Source organism: Desertivirga brevis (assembly GCF_017355835.1).
On record NZ_JAFEWF010000014.1, the window covers coordinates 97,106 to 117,436 of the forward strand.

The 20,331-nt window shown below is 39.5% G+C and carries 18 protein-coding genes; 12 read left to right on the forward strand and 6 right to left on the reverse strand.

From position 1 onward, the window contains the following. The first annotated feature begins 45 nt into the window (after nt 1-45). Nucleotides 46-1,005 carry a bestrophin family protein gene (locus tag J4N25_RS25155; RefSeq protein WP_207424655.1) on the forward strand — a complete coding sequence of 320 codons (960 nt, stop codon included), beginning with the start codon at nt 46-48 and terminating at the stop codon, nt 1,003-1,005. Between the two features lie 183 nt (nt 1,006-1,188). Here the strand turns inward: J4N25_RS25155 and J4N25_RS25160 are convergent, their stop codons facing one another. Further along, nucleotides 1,189-3,477 carry a hypothetical protein gene (locus J4N25_RS25160; protein WP_207424656.1) on the reverse strand — a complete coding sequence of 763 codons (2,289 nt, stop codon included), beginning with the start codon at nt 3,475-3,477 and terminating at the stop codon, nt 1,189-1,191. Between the two features lie 125 nt (nt 3,478-3,602). Here J4N25_RS25160 and J4N25_RS25165 point away from each other — a divergent pair, with 125 nt between their 5' ends. The 3 genes from J4N25_RS25165 to J4N25_RS25175 all read left to right on the forward strand — a co-directional run bounded on the left by J4N25_RS25165 (nt 3,603) and on the right by J4N25_RS25175 (nt 8,703). Beyond that, nucleotides 3,603-4,964 (forward strand): methyltransferase RsmF C-terminal domain-like protein, encoded by a 1,362-nt coding sequence (locus J4N25_RS25165; protein WP_207424657.1) that lies wholly within the window; start codon nt 3,603-3,605, stop codon nt 4,962-4,964. A gap of 161 nt (nt 4,965-5,125) precedes the next feature. Further along, the gene (locus tag J4N25_RS25170; protein ID WP_207424658.1) at nt 5,126-7,924 is read left to right on the forward strand and encodes an outer membrane beta-barrel family protein; all 2,799 of its coding nucleotides are present in this window, start codon (nt 5,126-5,128) and stop codon (nt 7,922-7,924) included. Beyond that, on the forward strand, nt 7,924-8,703 hold the full coding sequence (locus tag J4N25_RS25175) for a GLPGLI family protein (protein WP_207424659.1): 780 nt from the start codon (nt 7,924-7,926) through the stop codon (nt 8,701-8,703). The genes J4N25_RS25170 and J4N25_RS25175 overlap by 1 nt, the downstream gene beginning before the upstream one ends. A 71-nt stretch (nt 8,704-8,774) precedes the next feature. Here J4N25_RS25175 and J4N25_RS25180 read toward each other — a convergent pair whose 3' ends face one another. From J4N25_RS25180 to J4N25_RS25195, 4 genes are all read right to left on the reverse strand, one after another. Next, nucleotides 8,775-9,137, reverse strand: coding sequence for a septal ring lytic transglycosylase RlpA family protein (locus tag J4N25_RS25180; RefSeq protein ID WP_207424660.1), 363 nt, complete (start codon nt 9,135-9,137; stop codon nt 8,775-8,777). Between the two features lie 88 nt (nt 9,138-9,225). Continuing rightward, nucleotides 9,226-10,521, reverse strand: coding sequence for a phosphopyruvate hydratase (gene eno / locus J4N25_RS25185; RefSeq protein WP_207424661.1), 1,296 nt, complete (start codon nt 10,519-10,521; stop codon nt 9,226-9,228). A 203-nt stretch (nt 10,522-10,724) separates the two neighbouring features. Further along, nucleotides 10,725-11,828, reverse strand: a complete 1,104-nt coding sequence (gene carA / locus J4N25_RS25190; RefSeq protein WP_207424662.1) for a glutamine-hydrolyzing carbamoyl-phosphate synthase small subunit — start codon at nt 11,826-11,828, stop codon at nt 10,725-10,727. Nucleotides 11,829-11,831: 3 nt separating this feature from the next. After that, nucleotides 11,832-12,050: a hypothetical protein gene (locus tag J4N25_RS25195; protein ID WP_207424663.1), complete on the reverse strand. Its 219-nt coding sequence runs from the start codon at nt 12,048-12,050 to the stop codon at nt 11,832-11,834. Between the two features lie 154 nt (nt 12,051-12,204). On the opposite strand from J4N25_RS25195, the gene panB reads away from it, so the two are divergent. From panB to hemH, 8 genes are all read left to right on the forward strand, one after another. Next, nucleotides 12,205-13,020: a 3-methyl-2-oxobutanoate hydroxymethyltransferase gene (panB, locus tag J4N25_RS25200; protein WP_207424664.1), complete on the forward strand. Its 816-nt coding sequence runs from the start codon at nt 12,205-12,207 to the stop codon at nt 13,018-13,020. A 201-nt stretch (nt 13,021-13,221) separates the two neighbouring features. Further along, nucleotides 13,222-13,950, forward strand: a complete 729-nt coding sequence (locus J4N25_RS25205) for an RluA family pseudouridine synthase (RefSeq protein ID WP_207424665.1) — start codon at nt 13,222-13,224, stop codon at nt 13,948-13,950. Nucleotides 13,951-14,001: 51 nt separating this feature from the next. Further along, complete coding sequence (locus J4N25_RS25210; RefSeq protein ID WP_207424666.1) at nt 14,002-14,613, forward strand: 1-acyl-sn-glycerol-3-phosphate acyltransferase; 612 nt, start codon at nt 14,002-14,004, stop codon at nt 14,611-14,613. A gap of 3 nt (nt 14,614-14,616) precedes the next feature. Then, the gene (locus J4N25_RS25215; RefSeq protein ID WP_207424667.1) at nt 14,617-15,708 is read left to right on the forward strand and encodes a glycosyltransferase family 2 protein; all 1,092 of its coding nucleotides are present in this window, start codon (nt 14,617-14,619) and stop codon (nt 15,706-15,708) included. After that, entirely contained in the window at nt 15,705-16,343 is a 639-nt protein-coding gene (locus tag J4N25_RS25220) for a carotenoid biosynthesis protein (protein WP_207424668.1), read from the forward strand. Before J4N25_RS25215 ends, J4N25_RS25220 begins: the two co-directional genes overlap by 4 nt. Before the next feature lie 19 nt (nt 16,344-16,362). Next, the gene (locus tag J4N25_RS25225; protein WP_207424669.1) at nt 16,363-17,211 is read left to right on the forward strand and encodes a 4-hydroxy-3-methylbut-2-enyl diphosphate reductase; all 849 of its coding nucleotides are present in this window, start codon (nt 16,363-16,365) and stop codon (nt 17,209-17,211) included. Nucleotides 17,212-17,245: 34 nt separating this feature from the next. Then, nucleotides 17,246-17,929 (forward strand): fatty acid desaturase, encoded by a 684-nt coding sequence (locus tag J4N25_RS25230; RefSeq protein WP_207424670.1) that lies wholly within the window; start codon nt 17,246-17,248, stop codon nt 17,927-17,929. Nucleotides 17,930-18,040: 111 nt separating this feature from the next. Continuing rightward, nucleotides 18,041-19,057: a ferrochelatase gene (gene hemH, locus J4N25_RS25235; protein ID WP_207424671.1), complete on the forward strand. Its 1,017-nt coding sequence runs from the start codon at nt 18,041-18,043 to the stop codon at nt 19,055-19,057. Nucleotides 19,058-19,063: 6 nt separating this feature from the next. On the opposite strand, the gene J4N25_RS25240 is transcribed toward hemH, so the two are convergent. After that, nucleotides 19,064-20,320 carry a 3-deoxy-D-manno-octulosonic acid transferase gene (locus J4N25_RS25240; protein ID WP_207424672.1) on the reverse strand — a complete coding sequence of 419 codons (1,257 nt, stop codon included), beginning with the start codon at nt 20,318-20,320 and terminating at the stop codon, nt 19,064-19,066. Nucleotides 20,321-20,331: the final 11 nt, after the last annotated feature.

Genomic DNA, 20,331 nt, shown 5'->3' on the forward strand with positions numbered 1-20,331 from the left:
CATTCAACCATTATCCGATTTCTTAGTTAACTAGAAAAACTTTCTATGTTAGTCTACAGGAAATTAAAATGGCCAATTATTTTTCATTATACCTGGCCTAGTCTTTTTTATTACTTTTTCCTTTCCCTCTCGGTTTATTTGGTTAACAATTATTTTAACCTTACTAGCCTGCACATTCCTTTCAATATTATTGCTGCCCTTAGCACAGCTCTCGCTATCTTTCTGGGTTTTAAAAACAACAATGCCTATGACAGATGGTGGGAGGCAAGGCAAATATGGGGATTACTAGTTAACTATAGCAGGGCATGGGCCAGGGAAGTTATGTTGCTGATATCTTCAAGCAATGAAGCAGAGCAGGAAGAAATTAAACAACTTCATAAAAAAATCATCTACCGGCATATCGCGTTCGTACATGGATTGCGTGTATTTTTGCGAAGGCAGCATTATTACAACAAGTCAGGTTTGCAAGAGTACTATGAAGGCCCGAATGAGTATTCTGATGTGAGGGATTTTATATCTCCTTTGGAATATGAAGAGTTTACTCATAAAAACAATCCTCCAAATTATTTGATCGAACAACAAGGAAGAGACCTTAAAAATGCGTATGATAAAGGCTGGATCTCCGAATTCTTTTTTGTTAGACTGGAGGAAACACTCATTGAATTCAACAACATTCAAGGCAGATGCGAGCGGATAAAAAACACTCCCCTCCCCCGGCAATATAGCAGCTTCTCCAAAGTTTTCGTTCTCATTCATGCCTCACTGCTACCATTCGTATTTATTCAAGACCTGGGTTGGCTTTCTATACCTTTTTCGGTTATCATTTCTTTTGTTTTCCGCTGTCTTGACCTTATGGGTGAGCGAGCGGAAGATCCATTCGAAAATAGGATTGAGGATGTTCCGCTTACAGCATTAAGTATAACAATTGAAACCAACTTAAAAGAGCAGCTCGGAGAAAAAGAATTCCCCAAACCTAAGGATTACTATAGGGGCATAGTCTTATAGCTAATCCAGTTATAAACGATAGAGACGTAACCGCCTCTATCGTTTATAACTGGAAGCTACCTAAGCCAGGTGATGCTTGTAATGCCAGGTGATTCCTGCCTCTCTATTACCTCCAAAGCCATTAAGTTAGATGAGCTAGGGCAGATTTATTTATAGAAGAGATGAGCCCCTCAGCAGTTAGCTTCAATTCTGCGTCAACTTAATATCTTCCAGTAACTTTACTGCCTGCTTTTTCCAGTCTTCATCTATTTCTAACCAGTCAAAAAAGGAGAAACTATCTTTAAAATTCAATTCCTGCGAGCCGGATTTATGTCCTCCAGCTAAACCTAAATAGCTTTTCCCTTCGTCTTCCGGGTAGCGTACCTTATAGGCGTAGTAAACCGAATCTTTAACGCTTATCTCTCCTAATAGCTCTATATTTTCTGTAGGCTCGTCATCATCATTCAAATAATTGTATAAACATAACCGGGCGAACTCTCGCTGACTTTTAAACTTTTGCGGCACCCTGCTCAACTGACCAACTTTGTGAAAGGCCTCCATTATACTATACCGGGTGCCGATGCTATCCAGGAATTTTCCTGTCAGTTTTTCATCTACTTTAAGCTTATTAACTATTCGTGTTACCAATGCTTCTGGGATCATACTTCCCTGCCCGTTCTCTTTTATGAGCTTCGCGGTAAAAGCATCAGCTAAAGATTGACCTTTTATCTCCTGAAGGAGATGCAAATAAGAGTAAATTTTCCTATTGTAACCCAAAGTATCCGTTCCAGCCTTTACTTCCGCGAGGTAACTGTTCAGGTCCTCATTCGCGTATGAAGAGATTGCTTTAAATTTTGGAACTATTGCAGCATTATATTTTTGGTCTTCGGCGTATAACAAATAAGATATTTTTGTTAGTAGCTCAGTTCTATAATCGGGAAACCTGAACAATGGTAAAAGTTGGTCTAAATGGTCGGCGGTAAATTGAACTGAGTCGGACAGCGGTCTAAAGATCATCCACCGATCATTACCCAAATTATGTAGAGGATTCGTGGTTAATAACTGCAAATAGTTGTCGTACCCAGCTACAGTGTCTACTTCTGGAAGAGCAACCAAAGCAGCGGCTCTGATATGATCCAAACCTTCGGCCTTTGAGAACAAATCTTTTAAAACTAAGGACGAGCTTCTATCCCTTAATGCCGCCATGGTCTCAATCATTCTCACCCTAATGCCATCACTTTTAGTGTCATCCGGGTAGGTCCTTTCTAATACTGCTCTATGTATTGCAGGAAGCTCACCCTTCTGCAGATTATAATAATTCAAGGCTCCCTTGGCATCCTCCACAACGCTTGTATCTGAAGATGACAGATCCTTCAGTATCGTCGCTATCTTTGACGACGAGTACATAAGGGGCGAACTTTTTTTAGTACTTACAAAGGAATTGAAGATCTTTTGATTAACAGTACCTCTAAGTTCTTCCTCGGTAGTATTTGAGCTTAAAAAAAAGAACTTGTTCCCGTCGACCCATATTCTGGTCTTTGTTCGCAAATCACTCCCTTCTATACTTGTTTCAAATTCTCTTCCGGAAAGTCCGTTAACTGTAATTGATTTTGTTTTTGAAACTGTATCTGAGCTTCCTCTCATCCCTTTCAACATTAGTGAATACAGGCTATCCAAATCCTTAATTTTAAGATACTCCTTTATTGTATAGCTCTCGAAATTGTAAGCTCCTCCTGAGGATGGATTATTGAAGATAACGTTATAATCATGCTTTAAAAAAGAACTATGATCTGCCACCTGGTTTCTCAAAAAATTAGGAGTCTCCGAAACCTGCATTTTTAACATTTCACCTTCTGGCTGATAGGAAAGAAGTTTAGTTTCCTGGTAGGGCAGCAGACTAAAAGACTCAAAAAATTCGTCAGGCACTGTTAGACGGATTTTTTCTACCTGGTTCTGTCGCATCAGAAAATATATTCTGCTCCCCCTTGTAAAAACCCTGCAAATAGTGTAGTACTTATTATCCAACATCATCCTGAACTCTACTCCATCCATTCCGTTATGTTTAACAGCTTCTGGTCCGTAAACTATTTCTCCCTTTGCAGCTAGGTCTTTCTGAAACAGCTCAAAAACCTTGTTTCTGTCAGCAAGGAATATTCCCTGGGGAAAATCGTTGTACCGAACCAGATAACTTGCCTTATTATTATCATCGCTCGCATAATAGATCTTCATTTTGTACTCCCCTGGTTTCCCGCCAGGATTGTCCATCTCCTTTTCCATATACTCAGGTTGATGAGGCATTTTAACAGAAAAGGCACCAGCAGTTTGTTTGAAAGTGATCCATTCACCACCTTGCGAACTGCTTTTTTTCTGACTTGAGGCTGATTCGCCTGCGACAGTTAAGACAAGAAAGAATGAGATGAAAAACTTTAAGTAAAATCGTGTAAAAGGAGAAATCTCCTTTTGAATGTGATGAAGGTTAAAACAAGAAATCATGTTAAAAAAAAGTATGCGTAAAAATAATGATTTAGGGGAATTGTAGAAACAAATAAAATTTGGAGGCAGGAAGAAGCCGCTACACAAATCTTTCAGGCCTTGGTATAAAGCCTTACCTTTGCGTTATGAGCAACATCCTCCCTTCCTCTTTAATCAGATCATTGAATGAAAAATTCGGCCTGGACCAGGAGCTTTTTTTCAGGGTACATGAAGAAGGAGAGTTCATTACATCTGTCAGGTTAAATCCCTTCAAACCATCTAATGCTTTTGAAGAGGCGGATAGAATAGGATGGACAGAGTACGGCCGATATTTAGAGGAACGCCCCTCTTTCATTGCCGACCCATTGTTCCATGCAGGAGGTTATTACGTGCAGGAAGCTTCTTCAATGTTTGTAGAGCATATTCTGAGACATAGCACGGATCTGAAGGAAGACCTAAAGGTACTTGATCTTTGTGCTGCTCCCGGAGGTAAAAGCACTTTGATCTCTTCAGTTATCAATAGTGACAGTCTTCTTGTATCTAATGAAATCATTAAAACAAGAGTCCCTGTTCTGGCGGATAATATGACTAAATGGGGAGTAATTAATTCGGTGGTTACCAATAACGATCCGAGGGATTTTCAGCGATTAGGAGGATACTTTGATGTAATCGTTGTGGATGCTCCATGCTCTGGATCGGGTATGTGGAGGAAGGATCCACAGACGATCAACGAATGGTCGGAGAACAATGTGCAGCTTTGCAGCCAGAGACAGCAGAGGATACTTGCAGATATCTACCCTGCATTAAAAGAAGGAGGTTTGTTGATCTACTCTACCTGCTCATACTCCGAAGAAGAGAATGAGGAAATAACAGATTGGCTATCCGACACATTTAATGTAACTACTGTTAAAATTCCAGTTAAGCCAGAGTGGCAAATTCAGGAAAGCTTATCGGTAAAACACAAGAACCACGGATACCGTTTCTACCCGCATCTTGTTAAGGGAGAGGGCTTTTTTGTCAGTTGCTTTATAAAGAATGACAGTTCTTCAATGATAAAAAGTACAAAGTCGCGAACTGCAAACATACCTAAGAATGAACTTCCTGTTATTGAAAGGTGGATCACAGGTGAGCTGCCACTACAACCTATTCCTGTTAAAGAGGGTTATTCTATAATCAATCCCGTACATGCAGCGGATATCACCTTGTTGCAATCAAATCTATACCTGAAAAAATCAGGTGTATTTGCAGGGAAAATCGTTGGAAAAGACCTTATACCAGATCATGAACTCGCCCTTAGTTTGATCCTTAATAAGAACATACAGAAAGCCGAACTAAATTACGAAGAAGCGATCAGCTATCTTAGAAAAGATGATTTAAAATTAGAAAACATCGGTCAGGGATGGACATTGATGACCTTTAAAGGATTTGGCCTGGGATGGGCAAAAATCCTGTCGAACAGGATTAATAATTATCTGCCTAAGGAACTGAGAATACTGAAAGAGATCTAACCACCTGGAACATCTTTTCTCCTAATCTTTATCTTTAATTAATTTTTCATGTAACAGTTCACAAAAACCAGCGTCTACCTAAAAAAGATATTAACAGAGATGAAAATTTCTCTATTTTAGGCAAACTAATTACTTACACAAAAACCTCAAAAACAACCTAAATGAAAGCGCTACTCATGGCAGTGTTTCTAACGCTGTCGTTTTGCAACCTCAACGCCCAAACCTCATCAGTAAAAGGCACGATCGGAGACACAACGTCTCTTATTAAATTAAAGAACACCTCTGTTTCTATCCTGAACGCAAAAGACTCTACCCTTATAAAGTTTACCAGGGCCGCGGGAGATGGTTCGTTCTCAATTAGTGGGCTACCAGCAGGTAAACTTATCCTATTAGCTACCTATCCAGGCTACGCCGACTATGTAGAAAGCTTCAAGTTAGATTCCCTCTCTCCTACTAAGGACTTTGGGAATATTAATATGCTTCTGAAATCCAACCTCTTGAAAGACATTGTAGTAAAGGGAACTGTTGCAGCTATTAAAATTAAGGGAGATACAACAGAGTATAACGCATCAAGCTTCAAGATCGCCCCTAATGCTAAGGTAGAAGATCTGTTAAAGCAGCTACCAGGAATACAGGTAGATAAAGACGGAAAGATCACAGCACAGGGTCAAACTGTAAATAAAGTATTAGTAGATGGAGAAGAGTTCTTTGGAGACGATCCCACACTGGTTACTAAGAACCTTAGGGGTGATATGATCGACAAAGTTCAACTTTATGATAAAAAAAGTGACCAGGCCACCTTTACAGGGATAGATGATGGGGTAAAGGATAAAACAATTAATTTAAAACTGAAGGAGGACAAAAAGAACGGATATTTTGGTAAGCTTGACGGAGGGGGGCTCGATGGCAATTTTTATGCTGGTCAGGGAATGTTCAATAAGTTTAAAGGAAAGAAGAAGTTTTCGGCTTATGGAACTGTTGGAAATACAGGAAGAACAGGATTGAACTGGTCTGACAATAATAAATATACTGGTGGCAACATGGAGATGACCGACGATGGTGGTATAATTATGTACTCTAACGATCGTGACGATCTGGATGCTTCAAACTACCGGGGAAGTGGAATACCGGAAATACAAACTGGGGGCGTTCATTACGATAATAAATGGAATAAGGATAAAGAGTCTATCAATACTAACTACAAAAGCGGATACCTTAGTGTAGATGGAATAGAAAGCAACTTATCACAGAATAATCTAAAGGAGAGCTTTATTAACAACACCAATAATTCAATTTTCTCAAACTCGACTTTCCGTCAAAAGCTAGATGCTACCTACCAGTTAAGGCCCGATTCTACTACCAATTGGAAATTCTCTATTGATGCCTCACTACGCAATACAAAGAGTAATAGTTTTAACATTGGAACGGGCTTAAATTTCAATAATGTAAGGATTAATGATAACCGCAGAACTCTGGACAATGATGGAGAACAGCAGAGCCTTAATGCCTCGGCCTTTTTTAGCAAAAGACTAAGAAAAAAAGGAAGAACCTTTTCGGTGAATTTCACCCAAGGCTTGAACAAAGGCAATAATTCAGGCTACCTTGAGTCTACAAACGTCACCTTCGATAGCGCTGGAACCAGGAGAGATTCGATGGTAATAGACCAGTTCAAAGACAATGATAACAGCACGTTTAGGACAAACACTAACCTGACTTATACCGAGCCACTTACAAAGGTATTCTCGCTTGTTGTTAATTACGGCTTTGGAATTACTAACAGTTCTTCAGTCCGCAAGTCTTATAATTCAGCCGGAGGAAACTATAACGTTCTGGATTCAGTTTATAGTAATGATTTTGACCTGAATCAAATTTCTCACCAGGGAGGAGCAATTTTCAACGTCAAAGCAAAAAAAACAAACGTAAACTTCGGCACCAGGGCAACTTCGGTTAACTTTCACCAAAAGGATCTTTTCAGAAATACCAGATACGACCGTCAGTTTATAAACTGGTTACCGCAAGCAAGCTACCAGTATAAGTTTTCAAATTATAAATCGTTCCGGATCAATTACAACGGCAGAACGAGCCAACCTTCAACAGACCAGTTACAACCTGTTAGGGTAAATACAGATCCTTTGAACATTACTATAGGTAACCAAAACTTAAAACCTTCATTCACCAACACCTTTAACTTCAATTATAACACCTATAAAGTACTCGCTAATCAAGGGTTTTACATATATGGATCTTACTCCTTCACCATGAACCCCATTGTAAATTCAACTTTCACAGATCTCAGTACCAATGTCAACACTTATCAATCTATTAACTTGAAAAGCCATGACTCGAGGAACTATAATACTTATATGTATCTGAGCCGGAAAATCCAAAAATGGGATTTGAATGTTGGTGGAAGTTTAGGTACGGATGGTAGCACTTATTATAGCATCAGCAATGGGAATCTTAACAGAGCGACATCAAGTAACTACTATGGGGATGTTTCGATTTCGCAGAATAAGCCAAAAAAGTATGATTTTTATATCTCCTTAAACCCCTCCTATAGTCAAAACGAGTCCTCGTTGCAGCTAGATAGAAACAATAACGGGTGGGTTTACAACTCCAATGGCGGGTTCAACATATATCTACCGGGAAGATTTCAGATCGGATCTAGTGCAAATTATGAATTCAGAGAGAAGACAGCAGCCTTTAACGAAACCTTTGAACGACTATTGCTTAACGCTTCTGTAACGAAAAAATTCACAAAGGCAGAAAACCTAGCGCTGGTAGTTTCAGGAAATGACTTATTAAACCAGAACAACGGTTTTAGTCGCCGGGTGAGCAATAACTTTATTACTCAGCGCAGCTACCAAACCATTAAAAGATACTTCCTTGCTACCCTTGTATGGGAATTCAATAAAATGGGAGGAGGACTAAAATCATCAACTTCTAATACTATCAAATAATGAAACTTAAATATATCCTTACCATAGTATGCAGCATTCTAACAGGTTTAAGTGCTTCTGCTCAGTTTGTAAACTTCCCCTCGGAGGGAGTTATCCAGTTTGAAAAAAGGGTAAATATGTTTGCTATTTTCAAAAGGGCCATAAATAAAGACAATGAGAGCTACATGCAAATGGCTTTTGACCAGTATAAAAAGACTCAACCGCAATTTAAAACATTGAAGAGCACTCTTAGCTTTTCCTCAGGAGCTACTTTATACACGCCTCAGCCCGATCAGCAGGCTGCAGGTCAAAACTTCATGAGCTTTCATCCCGCAGCTAGTCAGCCTAATACCACTTATATTGACCTAAACAGCAGAACTTTCATTACGCAGAAAAATATATTCGAGCAGAACTTCCTCGTTAAAGACTCCATTAGAAATATCAAATGGAAAATTACGGATGAAACCAGGGAAATAGCAGGATACCATTGCAGAAGGGCCAATGCAATTGTTATGGACTCTATTTATGTGGTAGCTTTTTATACTGATAAAATTCCTGTGTCCGGCGGACCTGAATCATTTACAGGTCTACCAGGGATGATCCTGGGTGTTGCTTTACCTCACGAAAATATCACCTGGTTTGCCACCTCTGTTACTGAAAAAAGCGGTCACGCCGCAACAATAAAACCGCCTACTAAAGGAAAACCTCAAACGAATACCGAACTTAAAAAAACGGTAGAAAATTCTATGAAAGACTGGGGCGCTATTGGAAAAGAAGCGTTGAAGCCAATAATGTTATAAGATGTATTGCTTTGGGGCAAAGATCCTTAATGTGTCAAACGAAGAGAGCCGTAAAAGGCTTTCTTCAACTGTCATTTCCTTTTCTTATATTCTATTTTTACACGGACTACTCCAGCGTCGAGCATATCTATTTTTCGGGCAGCTTTTCGTGAAAGATCTATTATTCGGCCGCTTACGAACGGTCCCCTGTCATTGATCCTTACTTTAACGGACTTTCCGTTCCTCAAATTTGTCACCTTGACTTTCGTACCGAATGGAAGGGTACGGTGAGCCGCTGTTCTCTTAGAACTCCTGAACTTGGCGCCACTGGCAGTTCTTTTGCCATTAAACTTTTTGGCATAATAGGAAGCTCCTCCTGTTTGAGTGGCTTTCGGGCTACAGGCGCATGTAACCACAGAGATAATAAGAAACAAGAAAATTGCACGATACCTCATAACACAATAATCGCATAAAGATACACTCCTTCCCAGAAACAACAAAAGCCCGACAAGCGGGCTTTTGGATCAACTAATATTAGCTGAATTATTTTTTTAAGAATTTGAAATTCTTACCAATGAATTTTGCGTTTTCACCTAATTCTTCTTCGATTCGAAGTAGTTGGTTGTATTTAGCGATCCGGTCTGAACGAGATGCAGAACCAGTTTTGATTTGACCACAGTTTAATGCTACGGCCAGGTCGGCGATTGTAACATCCTCAGTTTCACCAGAACGGTGAGACATTACTGAAGTATAACCGTTTGTTTGTGCTAAAGAAACAGCGTTGATAGTTTCAGTTAAAGAACCTATTTGGTTAACTTTAACAAGGATAGAGTTACCAGTACTGTTATCGATTCCTTGTTGCAAACGTTTAACATTAGTTACGAACAAGTCATCACCTACTAACTGAACTCTTGAACCGATTTTGTCGGTTAACAACTTCCAACCAGCCCAGTCATCTTCAGCCATACCATCCTCAATAGAGATGATAGGATATTTCTCAGTTAATGATGCTAAGTATTCAGCTTGCTCTTCGCTGGTACGTATAGCACCTTTTTCGCCTTCAAACTTAGTATAGTCGTATTTACCGTCTTTGTAGAACTCTGAAGCAGCACAATCAAATGCTAAATAGATATCTTCACCTGGTTTGTATCCAGCCTTTTCAATAGCCTGTAAAATTGTTTCAACACCATCTTCAGTTCCTTCGAAAGTTGGAGCGAAACCACCTTCATCACCTACTGCTGTAGATAAACCTCTGTCATGAAGGATCTTTTTAAGATTGTGGAATACTTCTGTTCCCCAGCGTAAGGCTTCAGAGAAAGAAGAAGCACCAACTGGCATGATCATAAACTCCTGGAATGCAATAGGAGCGTCAGAGTGAGAACCACCGTTAACGATGTTCATCATTGGGATGGGAAGAGTGTTCGCATTAACACCACCAATGTAACGGTAAAGCGGCTGACGGCTCTCTTGTGCTGCAGCTTTAGCTACTGCCAATGAAACACCTAAAATAGCGTTAGCACCAATTTTACCCTTATTCTCCGTTCCGTCAATCTTGATCATTAAAGCATCGATAGTATTTTGTTCAAATACATCTAATCCTTTAAGTTCTTTCGCTAAGATTTCATTTACATTTTTAACGGCGTTCAAAACACCTTTACCAAGGTATTGAGATTTGTCATTGTCACGAAGTTCTACTGCTTCGTGAACTCCTGTTGAAGCACCAGAAGGTACTGCAGCACGACCAACAACACCGTTTTCAGTAATAACATCTACTTCGATTGTAGGATTGCCACGGGAATCAAGTATCTGCCTGGCGTGTACGTCTAAAATTAAGCTCATTTCTTTTTAATTTATTGTTTACCTGAAAGGTTCTTTCAAACTTAATAGGTTACAGTTAGTGTAACAAAAACACTAAGTTTGGAAGCGTGCCAAAAATAGCATTTTTTATATTGTTCGAAAAATGATTATGGTTACTTTTCTGTTAATTCAGAAAAAAAACAAACCCGTTTATCAGATAATAAACGGGTTTGAAAAGAATATTTTTATTTATTTTCGATATAATCTACAAATTGATCGAAAAGATAACGTGAATCGTGCGGGCCAGGAGATGACTCTGGGTGATATTGCACTGAGAAAGCTTTTTTACCTTTCACACGAATACCTTCGATGGAGTTATCATTAAGATTTACGTGAGTAATTTCTACTTTTTCTGATTTCTCAATATCTTCTGCTACTACACCAAATCCATGGTTTTGTGACGTTACTTCGCAATGGTCAATAATGATGTTTTTAACAGGATGGTTAAGACCACGGTGTCCATTAAACATTTTCTTTGTACGGATGCCGTTTGCCTGAGCCAACAATTGATGGCCTAAACAAATTCCGAATAGAGGTTTATCTGCCTCAAGAACTTTCTTAACAGTCTCGATCGCGTAAGGCATAGCAGATGGGTCACCAGGGCCGTTAGAAATAAAATAGCCGTCGGGAGCCCATTTCTCCATTTCTTCGAAACTCGTTTTTGCCGGGAACACTTTAGCGTAAACATCACGGTGATCAAAATTACGAAGGATGTTCTTCTTAACACCTAAGTCAAGAACAGCAATTTTATGAGCAGCATTCTCATTACCATAGAAATATGGCTCTTTAGTAGAAACTTGAGACGAAAGTTCTAAACCGTCCATTGAAGGAACATCTGCAAGCTTTTGTTTAAGCTCGTCGATATCTAAGATTTCAGAGGAAATGATAGCATTCATCGCTCCTTTATCGCGGATGTGACGGACTAAAGACCGTGTATCTACGTCCGAAATAGCAACGATGTTCTCTTCCTGAAAATAATCCTGAATAGATTTATCAGACATTTTACGGCTGTAATTGATGTTAAAATTCTTACAAACCAAACCTGAAATCTTAATATCACCAGACTCAACTTCGTCTTCATTAACACCGTAGTTACCGATATGAGCATTCGTGGTAACCATTATCTGCCCGAAGTAAGACGGGTCGGTAAAAACTTCCTGGTATCCGGTCATGCCGGTGTTGAAACAAATCTCACCAGTTGTAGTGCCAATTTTGCCGGCAGCTTTTCCGTGATAAACAGTTCCATCTTCCAGCAAAAGTACAGCAGGTAATTTGGTGTAATTAGTCATTTCTTAATTGATGTTATTTTTATTGTTAGTATTACTCTGATTATTGTCTCTTATCCATTCTACGGCGAACATGTCACTTCCGTTTCCATAAGCTATCAGGAATTCAGATGCATTGAATTCTACATCATCACTATCAGAAAATAAATGGAAAAACTGTAAATCCCCGTAAGAATTTCGGGCTTTAAATGGTAATAGACTGAAGCAATCGACTTCAAATTTCACAAGAGACAAAGGTATGCTTTTTATCCTTTTTTTAAAACCATTTTTAAAATTACAGTTTAAACCATCCTCCCTATTGTTTCAATATATCTATAATACGATTCAGCCCTTCAACTTTACTTCCGGTTTTTCTACCTTTGACCTAAAATAACTGGCAATGTCAATTAATAAAGAAGTTAGGCGAATCACAACCAACACTATCCAGGAAATGAAAATGAAGGGCGAGAAGATCGCGATGCTCACTTCCTATGATTACTCGATGGCGAAAATCGTGGATGAGGCGGGGATAGATGCTATACTGGTTGGAGACTCTGCTTCGAATGTAATGGCAGGCCATGAAACCACCTTACCAATTACATTAGATCAGATGATCTATCACGCGTCGTCTGTGGTGAGGGCCGCAAGCAGATGTTTGGTAGTAGTAGACCTTCCCTTCGGATCTTACCAGGGAAATTCAAAAGAAGCACTGAATTCAGCTATCCGCATCATGAAAGAGTCTGGAGCCCATGCAGTGAAACTTGAAGGTGGTCAGGAAATACGAGAATCGATAGACCGGATAATAACGGCAGGAATACCAGTGATGGGTCACCTGGGGTTAACCCCGCAATCTATTTATAAGTTTGGTACGTATACAGTACGGGCTAAAGAAGAGGCAGAAGCAGAAAAGCTTAAAAAGGATATATTGTTGTTGGAAGATGCGGGTTGTTTTGCTGTTGTTCTTGAAAAGATACCGGCTAAACTCGCTGAAGAAGTTACAGCAAGTGTTAAAATACCTACAATTGGAATAGGAGCTGGTCCGCATTGCGATGGACAAGTTTTGGTGGTACATGACATGCTTGGCCTTACCAAAGGATTTCGCCCGCGGTTTCTGAGACAATACCTCAACCTGTACGAAGAGATAAATGGTGCGGTTAAAGGTTACGTACAGGATGTAAAAAGCAATGATTTCCCAAACGAGAAAGAACAATATTAGTTTTTCAAAACAGGACGCAATGCATCCTTTTGAAAGAAACAGATTCTGGGCATGGGTTGAATGGCTTTTCGTGTGCATTCCCGCACAATAGTTCTTCTGTTAAAGTGAACTTACCCAACCGATGGAATTAGAGTTAAGACCGAGCTTGAAAACGGACTCCTTCAGTTGAAACTCAAGCACTAGATTTTCCGTAGTTATAGCATGCAAAAAAGCGCTCGAACCGAATATTCTGAAATTACTGATAAAGACATCTTATACGAAGACAATCATATAATAGCTGTTAATAAAAGAGCAGGTGATATTGTACAGGTAGATGAAACTGGAGATGACCCCCTCGACGAAAAAGTTAAAAGATATATAGCTAAAAAGTACAATAAGCCTAACGGTGCTTTTCTGGGAGTGGTACACCGGCTTGACAGACCTGTAAGCGGCGTAATTCTTTTTGCAAAGACCAGCAAAGCCCTCGATCGAATAAACGCAATGTTCAAGGGCAGGGAAATGAAAAAGACTTATTGGGCCGTTGTTCGGAACAGGCCAGTCCCTGAAGCAGGAAACCTTGTTCATTGGCTTGTAAAAAACCCGCAGAAAAACGTCACGAAGGCCCATACTAAAGAAGTTAACGGAAGCTTGCGCTCTGAGTTAAACTATAAGTTGATTGGGGAACTAAACGGCTATCATCTTATTGAAGTTGATCCAATTACCGGACGCCCCCACCAAATCCGCGTCCAACTTTCCACCTTAAATTGCCCTATTGTTGGCGATAATAAATACGGCTATCCGAGAGGAAGTTTGAAAAAAAGCATATGCCTTCATGCAAAGAGGCTTCGCTTTATTCATCCCATTAAAAAAGAGCCGATTGACATAAAGGCTCCACTACCGAAAGATGGGTTCTGGGATAAATTTGAAGTCTTTGCAGACAAAGATCTCTAATATTTAAACTAAAAGTATAGCAGGCAGGTTAACATAAACTATCTTGCCTGCATGTTTAGGATTTTCATAAAATTCTTCTTTAGCAATTACATCTCTTATATAATAAAAAGGGATTTTCAGTCATTTCATTTTAACCAGCCAGAAATCGCTCCCGATAAAGCAATCCTCCTGATTGCAAATCATTTTTCCTGGTGGGATGGGTTCTTACTGTTTGAGCTAAACCGGAGATGTCTGAACAAAAATTTCCATGTGCTGGTTACTGAAGAGAACTATCAAAAGGTTTTTTTCTTAAAATACCTTGGAGCAATATCACTTAAGAAACGATCCAAGGAAATGCTGTCTACATTGAACGGTACCGGCCGATTATTAAATGATCCCCAAAATCTTGTCCTTATCTTCCCACAGGGGAAACTAGGGTCAAACCATGTAGACGAAGTGGTGTTTGAGAAAGGGCTAACCAACTTAATAAATGCATCGAACAAAAACTATCAATACCTTTTTTCTGCTATGTTCGTTGATTATTTTGATAAACGTAAACCCTCGGTCTGGTGTAAGCTGAAGCAGGTACCGGCAAATGAACTGGAAGGTTTATCTATGATAAGGGAAATCTATAACAAACACTATCAGGAATCGCGACAGCAACATAGTCGCATTACAATCTAAGCAATGCTAATATTTTATGTAGTATTCTTTTTTTTAATTATCCGCTTTACGATTACGCTATTTAATTTCATTTCGAATCCTAAACTTCCTAAATCGCCTCGCCGGTACAACGAACTTGTTTCAATCCTTATACCCGCCCGGAACGAAGAAGAAGATATTATTACCTTGCTGAAATCTATAAAACTGCAGGATTATGAAAATTATGAGGTAATTATTCTGGACGACAATTCAGAAGACGACACCTACACTATCTGCGAGCGATTCTGTGAGAAGAACAAGAATTTCAGGGTGATCAAAGGACAGGAGCTGCCTGAAGGATGGCTCGGAAAGAACTTCGCCTGCCATCAACTGGCCAGTCAGGCTAAAGGGAAATATCTTCTATTTCTGGATGCTGATGAACTGATAAAAGATGGCCTAATCAACAACTCAATTCACCGGATGAAACTAGGGCGATTGGCTTTGCTAAGTTTATTCACGAACCAGCAAATGGAGACAGTAGGCGAGCGTTTAGTTGTACCTCTAATGCATTTCATCCTATTAAACTCCTTGCCCCTACGCTTAGTGAAATTATCTAAGAAGACATCTCTGGCCGCCGCAAGCGGACAGTTTATGTTTTTCGATGCTGCTGTTTATCATAAGCACTCATGGCATGCGCAAGTAAAAAGCAATGTGGTGGAAGATGTTGAGATTATCAAACTTGTTAAGGCTTATCAATATAATACCGAATCCTTGCTGGGCAACGGATATATTTACTGCAGGATGTATAAAAGCTATGGTGAAGCAATACAGGGCTTTAGTAAAAACCTTCTGGCAGGCTTTAATAATAATATTGCTGGTCTGATTTGTTATTTATTACTTGTTATAATTGGCCCTATCTTTATTGCCTTGTACCTCGATGTTCAGTTATTGTTCTTCGCAATAACTCTAATAATTTTGAGCCGCATCATGATCTCATTAGCTAGCGGGCAGAACGCTTTCCTAAATATCATTCTTCATCCGCTTCAAATGATATCATTCGTAATAATTGCCATTTTGTCCATTAAAAAAAACCTTTCATCTGAAATAAGCTGGAAGGGCCGAATTATAAAGTCATGAAATTTTCCAAGGCTCGCATCTGCGGACTAATTGTTGTTCTTTTTTATACTGTAGGGTTTTTCGGTCTTAGCAGTGACATGCTTGTAGAACTGTTTAAAGACCTTGTTCCATTCCACCTCTTGTTAATGTTTCTGTTGATCATGATCAGTCACGATAATAAAAACAGAGCCTTTTATACATTTGTGGTGGTAACCTATATAGCCGGATTCCTGATAGAACTGGCTGGCGTTAAAACAGGCTATATTTTTGGAGACTACACCTATGGAGCAACATTGGGTTATAAAATAGCAGATATCCCTTTAATAATAGGTATCAACTGGGTTTTAATGGTGTATTCTACGGGCGCAATCCTCGAAAACCTGAGAATCAAAAGCAGAGTGATCCTTGCTTTATTAGGTGCCGGCCTTTTGTCAATTGTTGATATATTAATTGAGCCAGTAGCTGTAAAATATGATTATTGGAGTTGGGCAAATGCTGAAATACCGTTTCACAATACTGTAGGCTGGTTTTTTTTCTCGATCTTTATGATGTCGGTATTTTACATGCTGCGATTTGAAAAAAACAATCCGGTAGGTTCTATCTTATTTATTATACAGGCACTGTTCTTCCTTGCTCTAAACATCACGATAATCTAAAAAAGAGTATTTTTGCACTATGGGATATAATCTGGCAGTAACGATTGATAAAGATTCTGGATTTTGCTTCGGCGTTGTATACGCAATTGATATGGCTGAAGAGATCCTGGAAGAGGATGGTTATTTGTATTGCCTGGGCGATATTGTTCATAACGATGAAGAGGTGGCCCGTCTGAAGGCTAAGGGCCTTCGTATTATTAACCATTCAGACCTTGATACCCTGAGAGATGAAAAGGTGCTTATCAGGGCTCATGGCGAAGCTCCGGAAACCTATAAGATTGCATTAGAAAATAATATAACCCTGATCGATGCATCTTGCCCTGTTGTACTAAAGCTTCAGAACCGCATAAAGAATTCATACGATTCAGGAGAACAGATCCTGATTTTTGGAAAGCACGGGCACGCTGAAGTGATTGGCTTACAAGGGCAGACCAATGGAGAAGCCCTGGTTTTCCAGGATCTTGAAGAATTGGAAAATGTAGAGCTTCCCGGAAAATTCACTTTGTATAGCCAAACAACGAAAAGCACCGACAAATTTTACAAAATTAAATCTGAGCTTCTCGAAAGAGGGTATGAAGTGAAAGCAAACGATACGATCTGCCGCCAGGTTTCGAACAGATATGATGACCTAAGCACCTTTGTTAAAAACTTTGACAAAATTGTTTTCGTATCAGGGAAAAAGTCGTCTAACGGGAAAGTCCTTCACGATGTATGTAAGAAACATAATGAGAACACGTATTTTGTTTCACAGCCAGAAGAACTTAACATCTCCATGTTCAACCCTGGTGATAAAGTTGGCATTTGCGGTGCTACCTCAACCCCGATGTGGCTAATGCAGCAGGTAAAATCCTTGCTGGAAAGTTATTAGAAAACTTATCTATTTAAATCAGGTTTAACAATGTATGAAACCTGCCAAGAATACCGGCGTTTTTATCGGACTATTGATTATTACGTGCTGGTTTACGTCGCTTAGCTTTCTGTTGCGCTTCAATATTGCCTCTAATCTATGGCTGATAATACCTGCAGTACTTGTTCAAACTCATCTCTATACCGGACTTTTTATTACCGCACATGATGCAATGCACCGGACTGTTTCCCCTAACCTTACTTTAAACAATTGGATAGGAGCAATTTGTACCGCTCTCTATGCCGCATTCCCATTTCGAAATCTCAACAAAAAACATCACGAACACCATAAGTTTGTTCACACAGATAGTGATCCCGACTTTTACGAAGGCAAGTTCTGGCCCTGGTATTTTAAATTTATCAGGGAGTATATATCTATATGGCAAATCATATTTCTAGCAGCCGTTTTCAACGTTCTTAAATTATGGTTTGAAGAGAAAAACTTGTTGCTATTTTGGGTATTACCTTCATTACTAAGCACATTGCAGCTATTCTACTTCGGTACCTGGCTTCCTCACCACGGTGAACACTCCAACAAACATTATTCAGGTTCTCAGAAGAAAAACCACTTTCTTGCGTTTATTTCATGCTATTTCTTTGGGTATCACTATGAACATCACGACTCTCCCGCCACTCCCTGGTGGCGACTATGGAAGTTGAAAGACGCCACTAAATTGTGAATCTTACGTAAAAAGCTATTGCTTTCTGCCTTGTTCAAAATTGTCATTCTATATTTGCAAACTATTTAAGAAGGCTACAGCAAAAGTTAAGCGAGCAGGAATTTAAACACGATGAGAAAACAAGGAGTATTATTAGTAAATCTGGGAACGCCAGACAGTCCTTCGGTATCCGACGTACGAAAGTACCTGGATGAATTTTTGATGGACGAGCGAGTTATTGACATTAACCCGATCAACCGAACTCTTCTTGTAAAAGGTATTATCGTGCCTTTCCGCGGACCTAAATCAGCGAAGGTATATAAAGAAGTTTGGTCAGAAAAGGGCTCACCCCTATTGTATTACAGCGTTCGTCAGCAAGAACTTCTGCAGCAGAGACTAGGCAATGAGTACATGGTAGAACTGGCCATGCGCTATCAAAGTCCCTCGATAGAATCGGCGCTGGAAAGGATGAAGAAAAAGCAGGTAGCAAACATTAAGGTTATCCCACTTTTCCCTCAATATGCCTCTGCATCTACAGGTTCCGTAAATCAGAAGATCATGGAGATAGTGAGCAAATGGCCTACCATTCCTGATATTTCTTTTATAAGTTCCTTTCACGACAATGAAGGAATGCTTGAAGTTTTCGCAGATAACGCGAGGAAGTACCAGCCCGAGACATTTGACCACATTTTATTCAGTTTCCATGGCTTGCCGGAGAGACAATTAACAAAGGCTGATGATTCAGGTAAATATTGTCTGAAAGTCCCTGATTGTTGTTCCCGTTTCAATGATGCAAACAGAATGTGCTATTCAGCGCAGTCGCATGATACGGCAAGATTGCTAGCTGAGAAACTAGATATCCCAAAAGAAAAATATACGGTTTGCTTCCAGTCAAGGCTGGGTAACTCACCTTGGAAAAAGCCTTACACCTCTGATGTATTGAAGGATCTGGCTGCAAAAGGAGCAAAAAGATTATTAGTTTTTAGTCCCGCATTTGTAGCGGACTGTCTCGAAACATTATATGAAATTGTAGTTGAATACCATGAAGAATTCAGAGCTCTTGGTGGCGAGAAAGTTCAACTTGTTGAGAGTTTAAATGACGATCCTAAGTGGATTGAAGCTTTAGAAAAAATGGTAAGAGGGAACTAGTTTCCCTCAAACTTTTCCTTCGATATATTTTAATATTGTTCCTGTAGCCCCCTTAGATTTTTCCACATAAAATTCGGCTGCATTTCCAGCCTTGCTTCTAAATTCCTCACTTTGAAGCTTTCCCATAATTTCAAGCAATTCTCCGCTGTTACTTATAGTGAAACCTCCTCCATTGGCGATCAAAGCTTTCGCTTCAAGGAATTTGCTAAAATTAGGACCAAAAATAACCGGAATACCAAAAGCAGCGGCTTCAAGGGTATTATGGATACCAACACCAAATCCACCACCAATATAAGACACCTTTCCATACTGATAAAGGGAAGAAAGCATTCCAATATTATCAATAATCAAGACTGATCTACCTCTAATTGCCTGGTCTATGTCGTCTCGGCCAGTAAGATTTTTTATCTCGGAATATTTCACAGTAGTATTAGCAGGTAACAATCCTATTAAGGCATTGATCTTATCTGCCTTTATCTCATGAGGAGCAAATACGAATTTCCAGTCGGAGTATTTAGCTACCAGTTCTGCAAGTAGTTTCTCGTCAGGAGGCCAGGTGCTTCCCCCTACAAAAACCTTTGAGTTATAACAAAAGCGCTCAACTAACTCAAATCGTTTCGGCGCTGCTGCATTTTCTGCAACTCTATCAAACCTGGTATCCCCGCTAACGGTAACATTAGTGATTCCTATTGCCTTCAACAGTTCTTTACTGCCTTCGTCCTGAACAAAAAAGTGACTTACAAAAGAAAGGATCTTCCTGTTGAAACTTCCGTACCATTTGAAAAAAGGCTGATTGGGTCTGAATATCCCCGAGATGAGGTATAGTGGTACATTACTCTGGTGCAACTGCCTGAAGTAATGATACCAAAATTCGTACTTGGTAAAAATTACGATCTCGGGATTAACGAGCTTCAAAAACCTCCGTGCATTAGAGGCAGTATCCATAGGCAGATAAAAAATATAATCAGCTCCAGCGTAATTTTTTCTGAGTTCATACCCTGAAGGAGAGAAAAATGTGATCAATATTTTCTTATCAGGATATATTTTTCTCATCTCCTCCAACACGGGCCTACCCTGCTCAAATTCGCCCAAGGAAGCAAAATGGAACCATATTTTTTTAACCGTTGGATCCACTTTTGAAGCGATATTATCAAAGATTCCTACCCTGCCATCAAACCATAGCTTCGCCTTTTTATTAAAATATTTTAGAATAAATATAAAAAAGTAGTATATTTTGATGCCAAAATTGTAAAGAATGAGCATGATAATTATTT